Raw genomic sequence first — 15704 nt, forward strand, 5'->3', positions numbered from 1 at the left:
GATTTTTCATGCATAACCAGGCTCCGATTCAACGTAGAAAATCAAAACGTATTTACGTTGGGAATGTGCCGATTGGCGATGGCGCGCCCATCGCCGTACAGTCGATGACCAATACTCGCACCACCGATGTGGCTGCGACGGTAAACCAAATCAAAGCCTTAGAGCGCGTTGGCGCGGATATCGTCCGCGTCTCCGTTCCGACGATGGATGCGGCGGAAGCGTTCAGGCTCATCAAGCAGCAGGTCAACGTCCCGCTGGTCGCCGATATCCACTTTGACTACCGTATCGCCCTGAAAGTGGCGGAATACGGTGTGGACTGTCTGCGTATCAACCCGGGTAACATCGGTAACGAAGAACGTATCCGCATGGTGGTTGATTGCGCCCGCGATAAAAATATTCCTATCCGTATCGGCGTTAACGCCGGTTCGCTGGAAAAAGATCTGCAGGAAAAATACGGCGAACCTACGCCGCAGGCGCTGCTGGAATCCGCCATGCGCCATGTCGATCATCTCGATCGTCTCAACTTCGAACAGTTCAAAGTCAGCGTAAAAGCGTCGGATGTGTTTCTTGCCGTCGAGTCCTATCGCCTGCTGGCGAAGCAGATCGATCAGCCGCTGCACCTTGGGATCACTGAAGCCGGCGGCGCTCGTAGCGGCGCGGTGAAATCGGCGATCGGTCTGGGGCTGCTGCTGTCTGAAGGGATCGGCGATACCCTGCGCGTTTCCCTGGCGGCGGATCCGGTGGAAGAGATCAAGGTGGGTTTCGACATTCTGAAATCCCTGCGCATCCGCGCCCGCGGGATCAACTTCATCGCTTGCCCGACCTGTTCGCGTCAGGAGTTCGACGTGATCGGCACCGTGAACGCGCTGGAGCAGCGTCTGGAAGACATCATTACGCCGATGGACATTTCGATTATCGGCTGCGTGGTGAACGGTCCGGGCGAAGCGCTGGTTTCGACGCTTGGCGTGACCGGCGGCAATAAAAAAAGCGGCCTCTATGAAGATGGCGTGCGTAAAGACAGGCTGGACAACGACGATATGATCGATCAGCTGGAAGCGCGAATCCGTGCTAAAGCCTCGATGCTTGATGAAGCGCGTCGCATCAATGTTCAGCAGGTTGAAGAGAAATAATCCGGGGCGGTGTATCACTTCCCGTGTATGATTGAACCCGCAGACGCGCGGCGTCGGGGTTCATTTTTGTATATAGATAAAGAGAATAAACGTGGCAAAGAACATTCAAGCCATCCGTGGCATGAACGATTATCTGCCGGGCGAGACCGCTCTCTGGCAGCGCATTGAAGGCTCACTGAAACAGGTGCTCGGCAGCTACGGTTACAGCGAAATCCGTTTGCCGATTGTAGAGCAGACCCCGTTATTCAAACGCGCGATCGGCGAAGTGACCGACGTGGTTGAAAAAGAGATGTACACCTTTGAGGACCGCAATGGCGACAGCCTGACGCTGCGTCCGGAAGGGACGGCGGGCTGCGTACGTGCCGGCATCGAACATGGTCTGCTGTACAATCAAGAACAGCGTCTGTGGTACGTCGGGCCGATGTTCCGCCACGAACGTCCGCAGAAAGGGCGCTATCGCCAGTTCCATCAGATGGGTGTTGAAGTCTTTGGCCTGCAGGGCCCGGATATCGATGCCGAGCTGATCATGCTGACCGCCCGCTGGTGGCGTGAGCTGGGTATCGCTGACCACGTTGCGCTGGAGCTGAACTCCATCGGTTCGCTGGAAGCGCGCGCGACCTACCGCGATGCGCTGGTCGCCTATCTTGAGCAGTTTAAAGATAAGCTCGACGAAGACTGCAAACGCCGCATGTATACCAACCCGCTGCGCGTCCTGGATTCCAAAAACCCGGAAGTGCAGGCGCTGCTCAACGACGCGCCTGCGCTGGGCGACTATCTGGATGAAGACTCCAAAGCGCATTTCGCCGGGCTGTGTGCCCTGCTGGACGATGCCGGTATTCGCTATACCGTCAACCAGCGTCTGGTGCGCGGGCTGGATTATTATAACCGTACCGTGTTTGAGTGGGTCACCAGCAGCCTCGGTTCCCAGGGAACGGTCTGTGCCGGTGGTCGTTATGATGGTCTGGTAGAGCAGCTGGGCGGGCGTGCGACGCCGGCCGTAGGCTTCGCGATGGGGCTGGAACGTCTTGTTTTACTGGTTCAGGCGGTCAATCCGGAATTTAAAGCCGATCCTGTTGTCGATATATACCTAGTGGCTTCCGGAACCGATACCCAGTCTGCAGCGATGCGTCTGGCTGAGCGGGTTCGCGATGAGCTGCCCGGCGCTAAGCTGATGACCAACCACGGCGGTGGCAACTTTAAGAAACAGTTTGCCCGCGCGGATAAATGGGGCGCTCGCGTTGCTCTGGTGGTCGGTGAATCAGAAATTGCTGACGGAAACGTGGTAGTGAAGGATTTACGCTCAGGTGAGCAAACTACCGTAACGCAGGATAGCGTTGCTGCGCATTTGCGCGCACTTCTGGGGTAATCTCCCGGGAATCATTAGTCAGGAGAAGGACTGCGTGGAAACGTATAACAACGAAAACGATCAGGTCGATGCGCTCAAGCGTTTCTTTGCCGAAAATGGCAAGGCGCTGGCCGTCGGTGTGATTTTAGGGATTGGCGCGTTGGTTGGCTGGCGCTACTGGAGTTCTCATCAGCAGGATACGGCGAGAGAATCCTCTTTAGCCTATGAAAACGCCATTTCCGCGCTCAAATCAAACACGCCGGAAGCGCTGAGCTCGGCGGAAAAATTTGCTGCCGATAGCAAAAACAGCTACGGCGCGTTTGCTTCTCTGGAGCTGGCCCAGCGTTTTGTCGATAACAACGATCTGCAAAATGCCGAAAAGCAGCTTCAGCAGGGCCTGGCCGCCGCGTCGGATGATAACCTGAAGTCGGTTATCAATATGCGTCTTGCGCGTGTGCAGCTACAGCTGAAAAAACCTGATGAAGCGCTGAAAACCCTTGATGGTATTAAAGGTGAAGGCTGGGTCGCTATTGTCGCCGATCTCCGTGGTGAGATTCTGCTCAACAAAGGCGATAAGCAAGGCGCTCGCGCGGCCTGGGAAGCGGGTGTGAAAAGCGATGCTTCACCTGCGCTCAGCGAAATGATGCGTATGAAAATAAATAATCTGTCCATCTGAGAGGGACTCGATGCAATTGCGTAAATTACTTTTGCCAGGGCTGCTTTCCGTTACCTTATTAAGCGGTTGTTCGTTGTTTAACAGCGAAGAAGATGTGGTGAAAATGTCACCGCTGCCGACGGTGGAAAATCAGTTTACGCCGTCCACGTCCTGGAGTACCTCTGTTGGCGATGGTATCGGCGATTTCTATTCTAACCTGCATCCGGCTTTTGCCGACGGCGTCGTCTATGCGGCCGATCGTAAGGGTACCGTCAAAGCGCTGAACGCTGCCGACGGCAAAGAGGTGTGGTCGGTTAACCTGGCTGAAAAAGACGGCTGGTTCTCTCGCACGCCTGCGCTGCTCTCTGGCGGCGTCACCGTTTCCGGCGGCCATGTCTATATCGGCAGCGAAAAAGCGCAGCTGTTCGCCCTGAATACCAGCGATGGTAGCGTGGCGTGGCAGGCTCGCGTTGCGGGTGAAGCGATTTCTCGTCCGGTTGTCAGCGACGGCATGGTTCTGGTGCACACCAGTAACGGTCAGCTGCAGGCGCTGAATGAAGCGGATGGGGCGGTGAAGTGGACCGTTAACCTGGATATGCCGGCGCTGTCTCTGCGCGGTGAATCCGCCCCGGCGACCGCCTATGGCGCAGCCATCGTTGGCGGTGATAACGGTCGCGTGAGCGCCGTGTTGATGCAGCAAGGGCAGATTATCTGGCAGCAGCGTATCTCCCAGGCGACCGGACCGACGGAAATCGATCGTCTGAATGACGTCGATACGACCCCGGTTATCGTCAACGGTGTGGCATACACGCTGGCGTATAACGGCAACCTGACCGCGCTGGATCTGCGCAGCGGCCAGATCATGTGGAAACGTGAGCTGGGTTCCGTGAATGACTTTATCGTTGACGGCAACCGTATCTACCTCGTCGATCAGAATGACCGCATCCTGGCGCTCTCCACCGAAGGTGGCGTGACGCTGTGGACGCAGAGCGATCTGCTGCATCGCCTGCTGACCGCGCCGGTGTTGTATAATGGCAACCTGGTGGTCGGTGATAGCGAAGGCTATATGCACTGGGTGAACCCGGAAGATGGTCACTTTGTGGCCCAGCAGAAAGTGGATAGCTCCGGCTTCCGTACCGACGCGGTAGTAGCCGATGGTCGACTGCTGATCCAGGCAACCGACGGCACGCTGTATTCAATTACGCGTTAGTCGTGGCGGCTTACCCGCGGCTCTTGAGTTTCTTCGCAACGACTGGCAACGCGGCCGGCAGCGAAGTTCACTAAGAGACAACGGGTATAGTGCGAATTGAGAAACGGCTCCTGGCAGACAGGGGCCGTTTTGACTTTTTTAAAAACGTCGTTAAATCGACGTTGTATAGCAATTTGTAAGAGGCATTTAACATGATACCTGTGGTCGCGCTTGTCGGGCGCCCTAATGTTGGAAAATCCACGCTTTTCAACCGTTTGACGCGCACTCGTGATGCGTTGGTCGCGGATTTTCCGGGGCTGACTCGTGACCGTAAGTACGGTCGTGCTGAAGTTGAAGGTCGTGAATTTATCTGTATCGATACCGGCGGTATCGATGGCACAGAAGACGGCGTTGAAACCCGTATGGCTGAACAGTCGCTGCTGGCGATTGAAGAGGCGGACGTTGTGCTGTTTATGGTCGATGCGCGCGCGGGGCTGATGCCTGCCGATACCGCGATCGCCAAACATCTGCGCTCGCGCGAAAAGCCGACTTTCCTGGTGGCGAACAAAACCGACGGCATCGATGCCGATCAGGCGATTGCCGACTTCTGGTCGCTGGGCCTCGGAGATATCCATCCGATCGCTGCGTCTCACGGTCGCGGCGTGACCAGCCTGCTGGAGCACGTTCTGCTGCCGTGGGCCGAAGCGATCGACCCGTCAGAAGAAGTCGATGAAGATGCGGCATACTGGGAGCAGTTTGAAGCGGAACAGAACGGTGAAGAAGCTGAAGAGCCGGAAGATGACTTCAATCCGCAAGATCTGCCGATTAAGCTGGCGATTGTCGGCCGTCCAAACGTCGGTAAATCCACGCTGACCAACCGTATCCTGGGCGAAGACCGCGTGGTGGTCTACGACATGCCGGGTACCACGCGCGACAGCATCTATATTCCGATGCAGCGCGACGAACGTGAATACGTGCTCATCGACACCGCGGGCGTACGTAAGCGCGGTAAAATTACCGACGTGGTCGAAAAATTCTCGGTCATCAAAACGTTGCAGGCGATTGAAGACGCCAACGTAGTGATGCTGGTTATCGATGCGCGTGAAGGGATTTCCGACCAGGATCTTTCTCTGCTCGGTTTTATCCTCAACAGCGGCCGCTCGCTGGTGATTGTGGTCAACAAGTGGGATGGCCTGAGCCAGGAAGTGAGAGAGCAGGTTAAAGAGACGCTGGACTTCCGTCTGGGATTCATTGACTTTGCACGCATCCATTTTATCTCCGCGCTGCACGGTAGTGGCGTAGGTAACCTGTTCGAATCCGTACGCGAAGCGTATGACAGCGCGACCCGTCGCGTCGGGACGGCGATGCTGACCCGTATCATGACCATGGCGGCAGAAGATCATCAGCCGCCGCTGGTGCGTGGTCGTCGCGTGAAGCTGAAATATGCCCATGCCGGTGGTTATAACCCGCCGATTGTGGTCATCCACGGTAACCAGGTCAAAGACCTGCCGGACTCCTATAAGCGTTACCTGATGAACTACTTCCGCAAGTCGCTGGACGTAATGGGTACGCCGATTCGTATCCAGTTCAAAGAAGGGGAAAACCCGTTTGCCAACAAACGCAATACCCTGACGCCGAACCAGATGCGTAAGCGTAAGCGCTTGATTAAACACATCAAGAAAAGCAAATAAGCTATCAGCAAAATTTACCCACCAACATGAATCCTTCAAAGCCCGCACCTGCCGGGCTTTTTTGTTATCATGGGCTATCATAAAGACGCAACAAAGCGCATGATTGTCGTGTACACAGAGGTGTACCCATGATCATTAGACAAAGTTTTGGGTATACCTTTAAGCAATTTGGGTACATTTCGCGGTGTACCCAATGGATCACGGTAAGGATTTTCAGGTATTCGCACATGCCAAAACTTACAGACATGCAGATCCGCGCATGGATTAAGAGCGGGGAGCGCTTCGAGGGGCGAGCAGACGGTGACGGCCTCTATCTGAGGTTTCGAAAAGAGGATAAAACTCCTTTTTGGCGCTATCGATATAAGCTGGCGGGAAAGGCCCGTACCATGATGATCGGTTCTTATTCCGATTTCTCACTGGCAAAAGCCCGAGATATAGCGAAAGAGTTATCCGCACGGGTAGCGCTCGGGTATGACGTAGCCGCAGAGAAGCAGGAGCGCAAGGCTGAGGCAATAGCGAAGATTGAGGCTGAGAAGAACGCCATTCACGTTTCAGAGCTTGCCGCTGAGTATTACGCCCGCCAGATAGAGACCACGTACAAACATCCGGAGCTTTTCCGCAGCAGTCTGCAAAAGAATATCGTTGCTCTCATCGGAAAGATGAAGGTAGAGGACGTTCGCCCGCGGCACATTGATAGCGTCCTGCAGGATGTGTTAGAGCGAGGGTCTCCCACGGTAGCTAATGATGTACTTCGCATGCTCAAACGCCTGTTTGATTACGCTGTGGTACGCGGAATGATAGAGGTTAACCCAGCCATATCATTTGGCGCTAAAGACGCTGGCGGCAAAGAGCAGGGGCGCAAACGTGCGTTAAGCCGTGATGAGCTGGTTGTGTTCTTCAAAGCTCTACGCCGCGGGCGTGGAATCAGCAGAGAAAATGAGCTGACCTTCAAGATCATTCTGGCGCTTGGGGTGCGCAAAATGGAGCTTTGTGCCGCCGAATGGTCGGAGTTCGACCTTGATAACGAGGTTTGGCATCTCCCTGGCTCGCGGGCAAAGAATGGTGATGACATCGATATCCCGCTGCCGGCGCCAGTGATCGAATGGATTAAAGAGATTCGACTTTTTGCCGGTGATAGCCGCTGGTTAATCCCAGCCAGGCGAGCCAGAACAACGGCTCACGTTAGCCGAGCCACGCTGAATATGGTCATGCCGTCCGTACTGAAAGAAATGGCTGACGTTGAGCCGTTCAGTATCCATGACCTGCGGCGAACCATGCGCACCCAGATGGCAGCGATAGGCATTGACCCGGTGATAGCCGAGCGTTGCCTTAACCATAAAATACCGGGTATAGAGGGTATTTATAACCGTCACCAGTACTTTGATGAGCGGAAAGCGGCGCTGGCGCAGTGGGCGAATCTGCTGGTGGCTCTGGAAAGTGGGGGAGATTATAACGTAATGCCGTTTGATTTAGAGCGAAGGAAAGTATGAAAGATATCCTTAGAAAATCACCTATCGAAAGGCTTTGTGTGTCTGTCTCAATAACCCCGCAAGAGATGGCGCTGGCTCTTGCGGGGTTGAACCCCTTAACTCGAATAAGTGACGTTCCCGAAGAGCATTTTGATTACGTTGATCACACCAGAAGGGCAATAGCTAGAGCACTAAAGGTACACAGGGATAAAAAAATATCTACTGACGAGGCCTGTAACGCTCTGGATATTCTCTTAGCTGCTTTCCCATTTATTGAAGAAAGTACGCCCGAGATAATTACGCAAAAAGTTACAGAGGCTATCGACGATTTGCGTGGAACAAAAGGCTGGGAGGAAAAAGCCCGCAATTTGGGTGGCTTGCATCTTGTGAACTACATCAAAGACACGAATCGCAGCGGGCGAGGCCAGCACCGCAAACAGGATGAGGAAGACGGAACAATGAAGATGATGGGCGTGATCATCCAGTTGCTGGTAAAAAAATCTGGAGCATCCTCCTATATTAACTCTGGCAAGCCTAATGTGACGGCCATCTATAAGGATGTGCTTGATTTATTAGAGTGTGAAGGTATTTCAAAAAAAGGGATAAGCAGAGCTGCTTTTGCGGCAAAAGCAAAGCAGGCTTTGTTAGCAATCCATAACCTCGATTAAGAAATCAACCACGCCATTAAACAGATTCAAGGGATCATTAATGGCGTGGCGCCAGTTATCAACTACCTCCCCTTGCTACACCTGACTATAACCACCATGAGATAAAATCGTTATAGATCGCTATAGAGCGTGTCGTTTCCCGCTGTTACCTTCCGTGCCAGCCCGTGCCAGTTCGCAATTCTTTATTTCGTGTCAACGCGCGTCGTTCTGTGTCGTTTTGTGTTGTCCTGTGCTCTCCATAAGTCGTCATAGTGAGTCATTTGCAGCCAAATAAAGACATGTAAATCAATACATAACAAAACATACCAAAACAGAGTAACGCATGCGAAAAGATGTAAAAAGTTGATAAATCAATGGGTTATGCGTTAACTCAAGGTGCTGTTTATTCGGAGGAATGCGAGAGATTATCGGAATGTGTTTTTTCAATGGAAATGCTGTTTTTTAATGGAAATGGTAGATCTTTCAAAAGAATCCATTTTCACTGGAATATCTGGATAAATAGCCACTAAACTGCGCATAACTTCAGCAGCTATCAAGGGAGTTAATGAGCATATGATGCCAAGTCAAACGACACAATCAGCCATTCCTACCACTGGGTATATCCGCCGCTTTCGCATGCCGGCGTTGTTAGGGGTATCAATGCCAACCATTGATCGATGGGTTAAAAACGGCACGTTGCCACGCCCGGTGAAACTCACCAATAACGTGACCGCTTTTGATGCGGTAGAGATTAACAACTGGCTGGCAGAACGCCGCGGGGTGGTGGTCTGATGAAAAAAGAAAACCGCCCATTACAGGCGGCTAACTCAGATACTCGCGGATCTGATGTTACGCCACCAGCACTCGCTATTCAAGCGCCACGCCGCACCCCGAAGAAACACCGCGCCCGCACTTTCATGCTGCGCTGCGGTGCTGGTGGATGGACAGAAAACGATATTCTGCGCAATTGCCGGCTTTCCTCTGGCCGGAACTACGCGAGCGAGCTTGAGCGTGAGCTTGATATCTGCCTTGAACGCCTTGAAGAGAAAAATCCTGATGGTATCGGGGCGCACATGCGCTACCGGTTTGCGTGCCGTGGTGACGTGCTGAAGGTGATTCAGTTTGTGAACCACATGGCAGCAGTCAACCAACACCATGGGCTTACTAAACAGGATATTACCGACATTCTGAACCTCTACCCGGACAACTTCACCGCCGCATAACGGAGCCGAAAAAATGAAAATCGAAAAAATCAGATTCAATTCTGAGGCCTCCCCTCAGCCTGTAGCCAGCCAGAAAGAGATATTCAAAGCCGAAGAGGGCGATATTTCAGTTATTAAATTTGAAGCGTATACCGTGCGCATTGTGAATGTTTACGGTGAGCCGTGGTTTATTGCTAAGGATATTTGTGCTGCGCTCGATATCGTCAATTCCCGCGACGCTCTTAAATCTCTCGATGACGACGAAAAGAATACTGTAGCTTTAATCTACGGTAATCGGGGCAATCCTAACCATGGGGTAGTGGCTGAGTCCGGCTTCTATAAGCTGATTGCCCGTAGCCGCAAAGCCTCCACGCCCGGCACGTTCGCCCACCGCTTCAGCAATTGGGTATTCCGCGACGTTATCCCGTCCATCCGCAAAACCGGCTCCTACGGAGTGCCGTTCGCATTCCTGAATGACCATACCCGCCGCAAAGAGATTTACACGAAGAAGGCCAGTAAGCGCGGTAAAGACCTGCAGTCGTGCAAAAGTGAGAAGGCCCGCCTTGCTGCTGAAGAAATCGAGCTGTGGCGTAAGTACCAGCCGGATCTGCTGGAGATTCATTAATGGCTAACTCCACCAGCACACCGCTGCCAAATCACGCATATCGCGACGCGCAGGGCCAGACGGTGAGCGTGACCGCTGTAGCGCATAACCGCGTGACGTTCTATCGCGAGGGCTATCAGTTCCCATGCGTACAGCCCATTGAGCGCTTCATGAAGGAGTACACGGAGGTGAAGCAATGATTACCGGTGCACGGCGTAAAAGCCTCTCTCTGGCTGGCCTGATGTATGCAAAAGTTAACGCTCTGCAGGCGGTGCGCCACCGTGGGAACCTGTCAAAACCCGTCATTCTGTGGGCCACTGATAGTGGCTCTGTTGAAGTGTATTTCGAGACAAGTAAGCGCGTGGGTAAACGTTCGGAAACTGACTATCTGGAAGATAGCGTGTCCGGCGCCGGCGGTGGATGTGGAGCCCATCACACCGCCAGCTATAAATTGCCGCACCGTGACAAAAAGGGCTTGCGGTCTGAAGGTATCCCGGTCTATGGTTATAGCGCACCAGCAAAATCTGGTGCCGGGATTGGCGTCCTGGTAAAGTTGTCGGCGACACATGACGCGCCAAGCGTCTTTTTTTGTGTCGTTAGCTCAGTACACCCTTTTTTCAGCGGTTCGGTTTCATACCGGACTTGCCTCAGAATTATGGTGGGCTGGGCGGGGGCTTCTTCGGAAGCGCCGGTTTCCGATAACGCCGGTTACGCCAACCCTGTCCAGTCCATCACCAGTGAAATTGGCGTTTCCGGTGATGGGTTTAATCCCCTGTTATCGGAGGCTGCCACATGTTGGCTACTACCCCTACCCAAATTCCGCAATTTATCTGGATTATCGCCGCTGTTCGCCGCGATATGCCGACAATTACCGCAAAAATTCACCATATCGCCGCACCTTCTGAGCGTGAAGCCCGCCGTTCTCTGGTTCGGGATCACGTCTGCTTTTTCGCTGGTCGCATCCGTCTGGAGGTGGCTCATGCGTAACTATTTCCGCATCACCGGCTACGCCGTTAATAAGCGCGGTTTAACGGTTGGTATCGGCTATCAGCTCATATCCAGCGACACCAAAACAGCAACGGCCCACGCAGTGCTTCAGGCGCATCGTGAAGGTCTCAGCCATGTGCGCATTACCCGTGTTCAGGAGGTGGCCGCATGAGCCTGTATAACGATTTAGTTCGCCACGAGTTTGGCAAAGGCGCCACCGCTGATGAGCTGGAAAGCATTCAGAACCGCGCAGACGAGGCCGTGAGTGATTTGATGCTCGGCATTAGTGCCATTGGCAGCCTGATGTTCTGGGCCACGGACAATGACAACTACACCGAGGAAACCGCAAAGGGAGACATGCGCAAAATAGGCGCAATGCTGGGTACGGTTGGTGAGGTGGTGCTGGCGCTGAACGATACCGCAGCGAATGCGAGTGTATGTCGTTCTGACTGCGGGAAGGAATCAAAGGTGAGGTCAGCCAAATGAATATAAACGCTATATACCGCCATCCTGCCGGGCTTGAGGCCGAGGCGATGCTATCCCGTGAGCAACCTTATCCGGAAGATTTTACGCTGGCGGAACGCACAGCGGAGCGTATGACCCGGGCTCGCAATGGGCTGGCTCACGTTATGACCGATTTATCCCCATACCTCGACGTTGAGCAAGCAGTCATCGTGCATTGCTGGCTGGATAAAGTCCTGGCGATTGTCGATATAGCCCGAATTGATGCGGAGACCAGCGTATGAGCCATTTGCAGCTTATTGATGCGACCTGCCAGGTTGAGCAGGCGCAGGCCGTTTTATCCCTGTGGCTGGAAAGAACCTCGAAAGATTCAGACCCAGACCTCCCGCGGCTCTTAGGTTCAATCATCACGTTGTTGAATGGTGTTCCGGAAGCCATGAGCGAGGCAGACAGCGCGTTACATGATTATGCGATGCGTGAATTTAAGGAGGGCAGGTCGTGAGCAATGTTTATCCATTCCAGAAAATATCGGGAAATACCGAACTATTCCGTGCTGAGCCTACGCCTGAAGGGGTGAGGATCACCAACTCTGGTGACGATGGTCGTGAAACAGTTCAGCTTATTGGCTATGAGGACGCCGTGAACCGTCTTGACGCTGGCGATTATGACGACTCCAGCGGCGCGGGTTATGACATTCACCTTGCCGTAGCAGAGGGCGGAAACTGCGGATATTTCGACTTTACCGCGCAACACAACGTCACTATGTGGCGCTGGCTGATTGCTGCGACGTTCGTTTCTGAAATGAAGCGCGAGAACGGCACCACCATGGTTACTGAACCGGACGGCTCCGCGTCACAGGTAGCGATTTACTCCAATGGTAAAGCGGGAATTGTGGTTTATCCATTCGCTGAACGGCTGGCGATGGCGAACAACATTGAGGGTGCTCTTATCGAGCGTTACGGCACTGAACAGGGTACGGAAAACGCCATTGTGTTTTATCAGTCCATGCTGGATGTGGAAGCCGGAGAACTCACGCCCGCCGGGCGCGAGATACTGGCAGAGCTACATGATGGTTTTATTGATGGCATAGAACAAAACGGCCTTCCCGAAGTGCCGGTGGCGCACTAAGGGGACCTAATGATTACTAAAAACTTCCGTCTGAATGCGCTGGCGAACCAGTATGCTGCGGCGCTGTATGACCATATCACCGCCACCAGCAATGGCGATTACTTCATGATTGATGTGGATGGCGAGTCTGTCCGCGTGGAGATTGTCGGTGGCGTGAAAGGCGTCCGCGACCTCATCGACGGCTACGCGCTGGAGGCGCTGAAAGAACATTACCCGCAGTGGGAAAGCGTAGGGATCGAGCTGCTTAGCCGCTGCGTTACCGCTGCCGGGCTGACCGGTCGCGGTCGTGAGATATGGCAAAGCATGGTTAACGATATGGGCGCAACCGTGGCAGGCAATCACGGGGGTGAGAATGCGTAATATCGACCTCATTCGCGAAGTGACTCATGCCGCCGCTGACCGCTGGCCTTCGGTGCTGGCTGGCCTGCATATCAATGTGCCGGATTCACCGCGGAGGCATGGCCCGTGCCCGGCCTGCGGCGGTTCGGATCGCTTCCGTTTCGATGATGGCGGCCGCGGCAGCTTTATCTGCAACCAGTGCGGCGCCGGTGACGGCCTTGACCTAATTCGAAAGGTGAACAAATGCGATACCTCTGAGGCCGCGCGACTGGCGGCTGATGTGCTGGGTATTGATTACCGGGCAGCAGTACAGGACGAAGCCACCGCTAGCCAGAGGCGGGAGCAGTTGGAAGCCGAGCGTACACAACTGGAGCAGGAGCGCCTGCAGCGGGCGGCAGGTGACGCACAGCAGCGCCGGGCTACGTTTTCCCGTCTGTACGATGAGAAGCGTCAGAATGCCACTCAGGGCGAATCTGAATATCTGACTGGTAAGGGGCTGGACGGCTTCACCTTCCCCATTCTTTCCGATGGTTCAATTTTGCTGACCCTGGTAGATGAGGCTGGCGCAGTCGTGGCAGCGCAGACCATTACGCGTGAAGGAGTAAAGCGGCTGGTGGCCGGCTCTGCAAAGCGCGGCGCATATCACGCCGTGAACACGCCAGATGACCCGCAGACCGTGTTAATTGCTGAGGGGTTGGCTACTGCTCTAACGTGTCACTTAATTTGCCCTGATGCTCTGACAGTAGCAGGAATAGACGCGGGCAACCTGCTGCCCGTCGCGGAAGTGATGCGCCGAAAGTACCCGCTGGCGCAGATCGTCATTGCCGCCGATAACGACAGATTAGACGACAAGCCCAACACCGGCACAGAGCGTGCCGAGAAAGCGGCCTTATCCGTGGATGGTTATGTGTCCGTGCCGCCGACAGACTATAAGGCCGACTGGAACGACTACCACCAGCAGCACGGGCTGGCAGCCGCTACAGCAGCCTTTAACCATTCGATGTATCAACCGCAGGGGGACAGCGTGAAACCGCAGTTACAGGCCATTGAGGGCGGAAAGTCCGGCCAGCCAGAGAAAGACCCGCTTAAGCCGCATGTTGAGAGCCGCGCAGACGGCGTTTTCTGGGTAACACCGAAAGTGGACAAGGACAGCGGGGAGGTTATCAACCAGGAAGCGTGGCTGTGTTCGCCGCTGGAAGTGGTGGGCACCGGCCGGGATGATAAAGACCAGTACCTGATTATCCGCTGGCAGGCATTCGGTGTCAGCGCGCTGACGACGGCCGCAATCCCCCTGGCTGATATTGGCGAGCGTGAAGGCTGGCGCACCCTGAAGGCGGGCGGGATTAACGTCACCACCAAAAGCAGCCTGCGCGCGATCCTGGCCGACTGGCTACAGCGCAGCGGCGCGCGGGAGCTGTGGCGCGTTGCCCACGCGACGGGCTGGCAGTGCGGGGCATACATCATGCCGGACGGCGAGGTTATCGGAACGCCGGAACATCCGGTGCTGTTCAACGGCCGCAGCTCGGCGGCGGCCGGCTACACCGTCAAAGGCACCGCTGAGGACTGGCGCGGCAGCGTGGCGTACCTGGTAGCCGGTAACTACTCCATGATGACTGCGACCGCCGCAGCGCTGGCGGCGCCACTGATTGGCCTGGCGGGCGCCGATGGCTTCGGGATTCACTTCTATGAGCAGTCGAGCGCGGGTAAGACCACCACGGCGAACGTGGCCAGCAGCCTGTATGGCAACCCGGATTTACTGCGCCTGACGTGGTACGGCACGGCGCTGGGGCTGGCGAACGAAGCCGCCGCACACAATGACGGCCTGATGCCGCTGGATGAGGTCGGCCAGGGATCCGACCCGGTAAGCGTGTCGCAGTCTGCCTATGCGCTTTTTAACGGGGTTGGGAAGCTGCAGGGTGCGAAGGAGGGCGGCAACCGGGACTTAAAGCGCTGGCGCACCGTGGCAATCAGCACCGGCGAGATGGATTTGGAAACCTTCATCGCGGGCGCCGGACGCAGGACCAAAGCCGGGCAGCTGGTGCGGCTGCTGAATATCCCGCTGAGTAAGGCGGTTCACTTCCACGAGCACCAGAACGGCAAGCAGCACGCGGATGCGCTGAAGGAGGCATACCAGCACCACCACGGCGCCGCTGGGCGGCAGTGGATTAAGTGGCTGGCCGACCACCAGCAGCAGGCTACAGAAGCTGTCCGGGGGTGTGAGTCCCGCTGGCGCAGCCTGATACCTGCAGACTACGGCGAGCAGGTACATCGCGTAGCCGCCAGGTTCGCTATTCTGGAGGCGGCGTTGCTGCTGAGCGCCGGCATCACCGGCTGGGATGCACAGACCTGCCGGGATGCGGTACAGCACAGCTATAACGCCTGGCTGCGGGAGTTCGGCACCGGCAACAAAGAGCATCAGCAGATCATCGAGCAAACGGAGGCGTTTCTTAACGCCTACGGCCTGAGCCGGTTTGCGCCGTTTCCTTACAGCCCGGCCGACCTGCCAATAAAAGAACTAGCCGGCTACCGGCGGCACCAGGGGGAACACGACGAGAGCCCTATATCGTTCTATACGTTCCCGGCAACGTTCGAGAAGGAAATCGCCGCGGGCTTTAATCACAAGCAGTTTGCCGAAGTACTGAAAAGAGCGGGAATGCTGACGCCGCCGAGCAGCGGACGCGGATATCAGCGCAAGTCTCCACGTATCCAGGGGAGGCAGATCAACGTTTACGTCCTCAACTACCTGCCGGAGGACTACAACCAGCCAGAGGAATAGTATTTCTCACATACGAGTAAAAGGTGTTGGTTCAGTCAGTTCAGTTGGTTCAGTAATTAAAGGTTACTGTTTTATAAGCA

The 15704-nt window shown here is 55.0% G+C and carries 18 protein-coding genes; all 18 read left to right on the forward strand.

Features of this window, described 5'->3' with window-relative positions; genetic code table 11:
- Positions 1-8: 8 nt before the first annotated feature.
- The 18 genes from ispG to Electrica_RS06315 all read left to right on the forward strand — a co-directional run bounded on the left by ispG (position 9) and on the right by Electrica_RS06315 (position 15624).
- Positions 9-1130 (forward strand): flavodoxin-dependent (E)-4-hydroxy-3-methylbut-2-enyl-diphosphate synthase, encoded by a 1122-nt coding sequence (ispG, locus tag Electrica_RS06230; protein ID WP_100683311.1) that lies wholly within the window; start codon positions 9-11, stop codon positions 1128-1130.
- 91 nt (positions 1131-1221) lie between these two features.
- The gene (gene hisS / locus Electrica_RS06235; protein ID WP_100683310.1) at positions 1222-2496 is read left to right on the forward strand and encodes a histidine--tRNA ligase; all 1275 of its coding nucleotides are present in this window, start codon (positions 1222-1224) and stop codon (positions 2494-2496) included.
- Positions 2497-2530: 34 nt separating this feature from the next.
- Positions 2531-3151 (forward strand): YfgM family protein, encoded by a 621-nt coding sequence (locus Electrica_RS06240; RefSeq protein WP_100683309.1) that lies wholly within the window; start codon positions 2531-2533, stop codon positions 3149-3151.
- A gap of 10 nt (positions 3152-3161) precedes the next feature.
- A complete protein-coding gene (bamB, locus tag Electrica_RS06245; protein WP_131048781.1) occupies positions 3162-4340 on the forward strand; it encodes an outer membrane protein assembly factor BamB in 1179 nt (392 codons plus the stop codon).
- A gap of 191 nt (positions 4341-4531) precedes the next feature.
- On the forward strand, positions 4532-6010 hold the full coding sequence (gene der / locus Electrica_RS06250) for a ribosome biogenesis GTPase Der (RefSeq protein ID WP_141963939.1): 1479 nt from the start codon (positions 4532-4534) through the stop codon (positions 6008-6010).
- A gap of 227 nt (positions 6011-6237) precedes the next feature.
- Positions 6238-7500 (forward strand): tyrosine-type recombinase/integrase, encoded by a 1263-nt coding sequence (locus Electrica_RS06255; RefSeq protein ID WP_141963941.1) that lies wholly within the window; start codon positions 6238-6240, stop codon positions 7498-7500.
- Positions 7497-8147, forward strand: coding sequence for a hypothetical protein (locus Electrica_RS06260; protein ID WP_032421644.1), 651 nt, complete (start codon positions 7497-7499; stop codon positions 8145-8147). The genes Electrica_RS06255 and Electrica_RS06260 overlap by 4 nt, the downstream gene beginning before the upstream one ends.
- 555 nt (positions 8148-8702) lie before the next feature.
- Entirely contained in the window at positions 8703-8918 is a 216-nt protein-coding gene (locus Electrica_RS06265; protein WP_087808184.1) for a helix-turn-helix transcriptional regulator, read from the forward strand.
- The gene (locus Electrica_RS06270; protein ID WP_141963943.1) at positions 8918-9349 is read left to right on the forward strand and encodes a hypothetical protein; all 432 of its coding nucleotides are present in this window, start codon (positions 8918-8920) and stop codon (positions 9347-9349) included. The genes Electrica_RS06265 and Electrica_RS06270 overlap by 1 nt, the downstream gene beginning before the upstream one ends.
- Positions 9350-9362: 13 nt before the next feature.
- Complete coding sequence (locus Electrica_RS06275; RefSeq protein WP_141963945.1) at positions 9363-9953, forward strand: BRO-N domain-containing protein; 591 nt, start codon at positions 9363-9365, stop codon at positions 9951-9953.
- Positions 9953-10132, forward strand: a complete 180-nt coding sequence (locus Electrica_RS06280) for a DUF4222 domain-containing protein (protein WP_087825907.1) — start codon at positions 9953-9955, stop codon at positions 10130-10132. Before Electrica_RS06275 ends, Electrica_RS06280 begins: the two co-directional genes overlap by 1 nt.
- Complete coding sequence (locus Electrica_RS29430) at positions 10129-11091, forward strand: ash family protein (protein ID WP_141963947.1); 963 nt, start codon at positions 10129-10131, stop codon at positions 11089-11091. The genes Electrica_RS06280 and Electrica_RS29430 overlap by 4 nt, the downstream gene beginning before the upstream one ends.
- Positions 11088-11405 carry a ubiquinol-cytochrome C reductase gene (locus tag Electrica_RS06290; protein WP_141963949.1) on the forward strand — a complete coding sequence of 106 codons (318 nt, stop codon included), beginning with the start codon at positions 11088-11090 and terminating at the stop codon, positions 11403-11405. Before Electrica_RS29430 ends, Electrica_RS06290 begins: the two co-directional genes overlap by 4 nt.
- Positions 11402-11665, forward strand: coding sequence for a nicotinic acetylcholine receptor subunit beta (locus tag Electrica_RS06295; RefSeq protein ID WP_141963951.1), 264 nt, complete (start codon positions 11402-11404; stop codon positions 11663-11665). The genes Electrica_RS06290 and Electrica_RS06295 overlap by 4 nt, the downstream gene beginning before the upstream one ends.
- Positions 11662-11883, forward strand: coding sequence for a hypothetical protein (locus Electrica_RS06300; protein ID WP_029602623.1), 222 nt, complete (start codon positions 11662-11664; stop codon positions 11881-11883). Before Electrica_RS06295 ends, Electrica_RS06300 begins: the two co-directional genes overlap by 4 nt.
- Complete coding sequence (locus Electrica_RS06305; protein ID WP_141963953.1) at positions 11880-12509, forward strand: hypothetical protein; 630 nt, start codon at positions 11880-11882, stop codon at positions 12507-12509. Before Electrica_RS06300 ends, Electrica_RS06305 begins: the two co-directional genes overlap by 4 nt.
- 9 nt (positions 12510-12518) lie before the next feature.
- Positions 12519-12869: a hypothetical protein gene (locus Electrica_RS06310; RefSeq protein WP_064371072.1), complete on the forward strand. Its 351-nt coding sequence runs from the start codon at positions 12519-12521 to the stop codon at positions 12867-12869.
- Positions 12862-15624, forward strand: coding sequence for a TOPRIM and DUF927 domain-containing protein (locus tag Electrica_RS06315; RefSeq protein WP_141963955.1), 2763 nt, complete (start codon positions 12862-12864; stop codon positions 15622-15624). The genes Electrica_RS06310 and Electrica_RS06315 overlap by 8 nt, the downstream gene beginning before the upstream one ends.
- Positions 15625-15704 lie beyond the last annotated feature (80 nt).

The sequence above is a fragment of the Klebsiella electrica genome (genome assembly GCF_006711645.1).
Classification (GTDB): Bacteria; Pseudomonadota; Gammaproteobacteria; order Enterobacterales; family Enterobacteriaceae; genus Klebsiella; species Klebsiella electrica.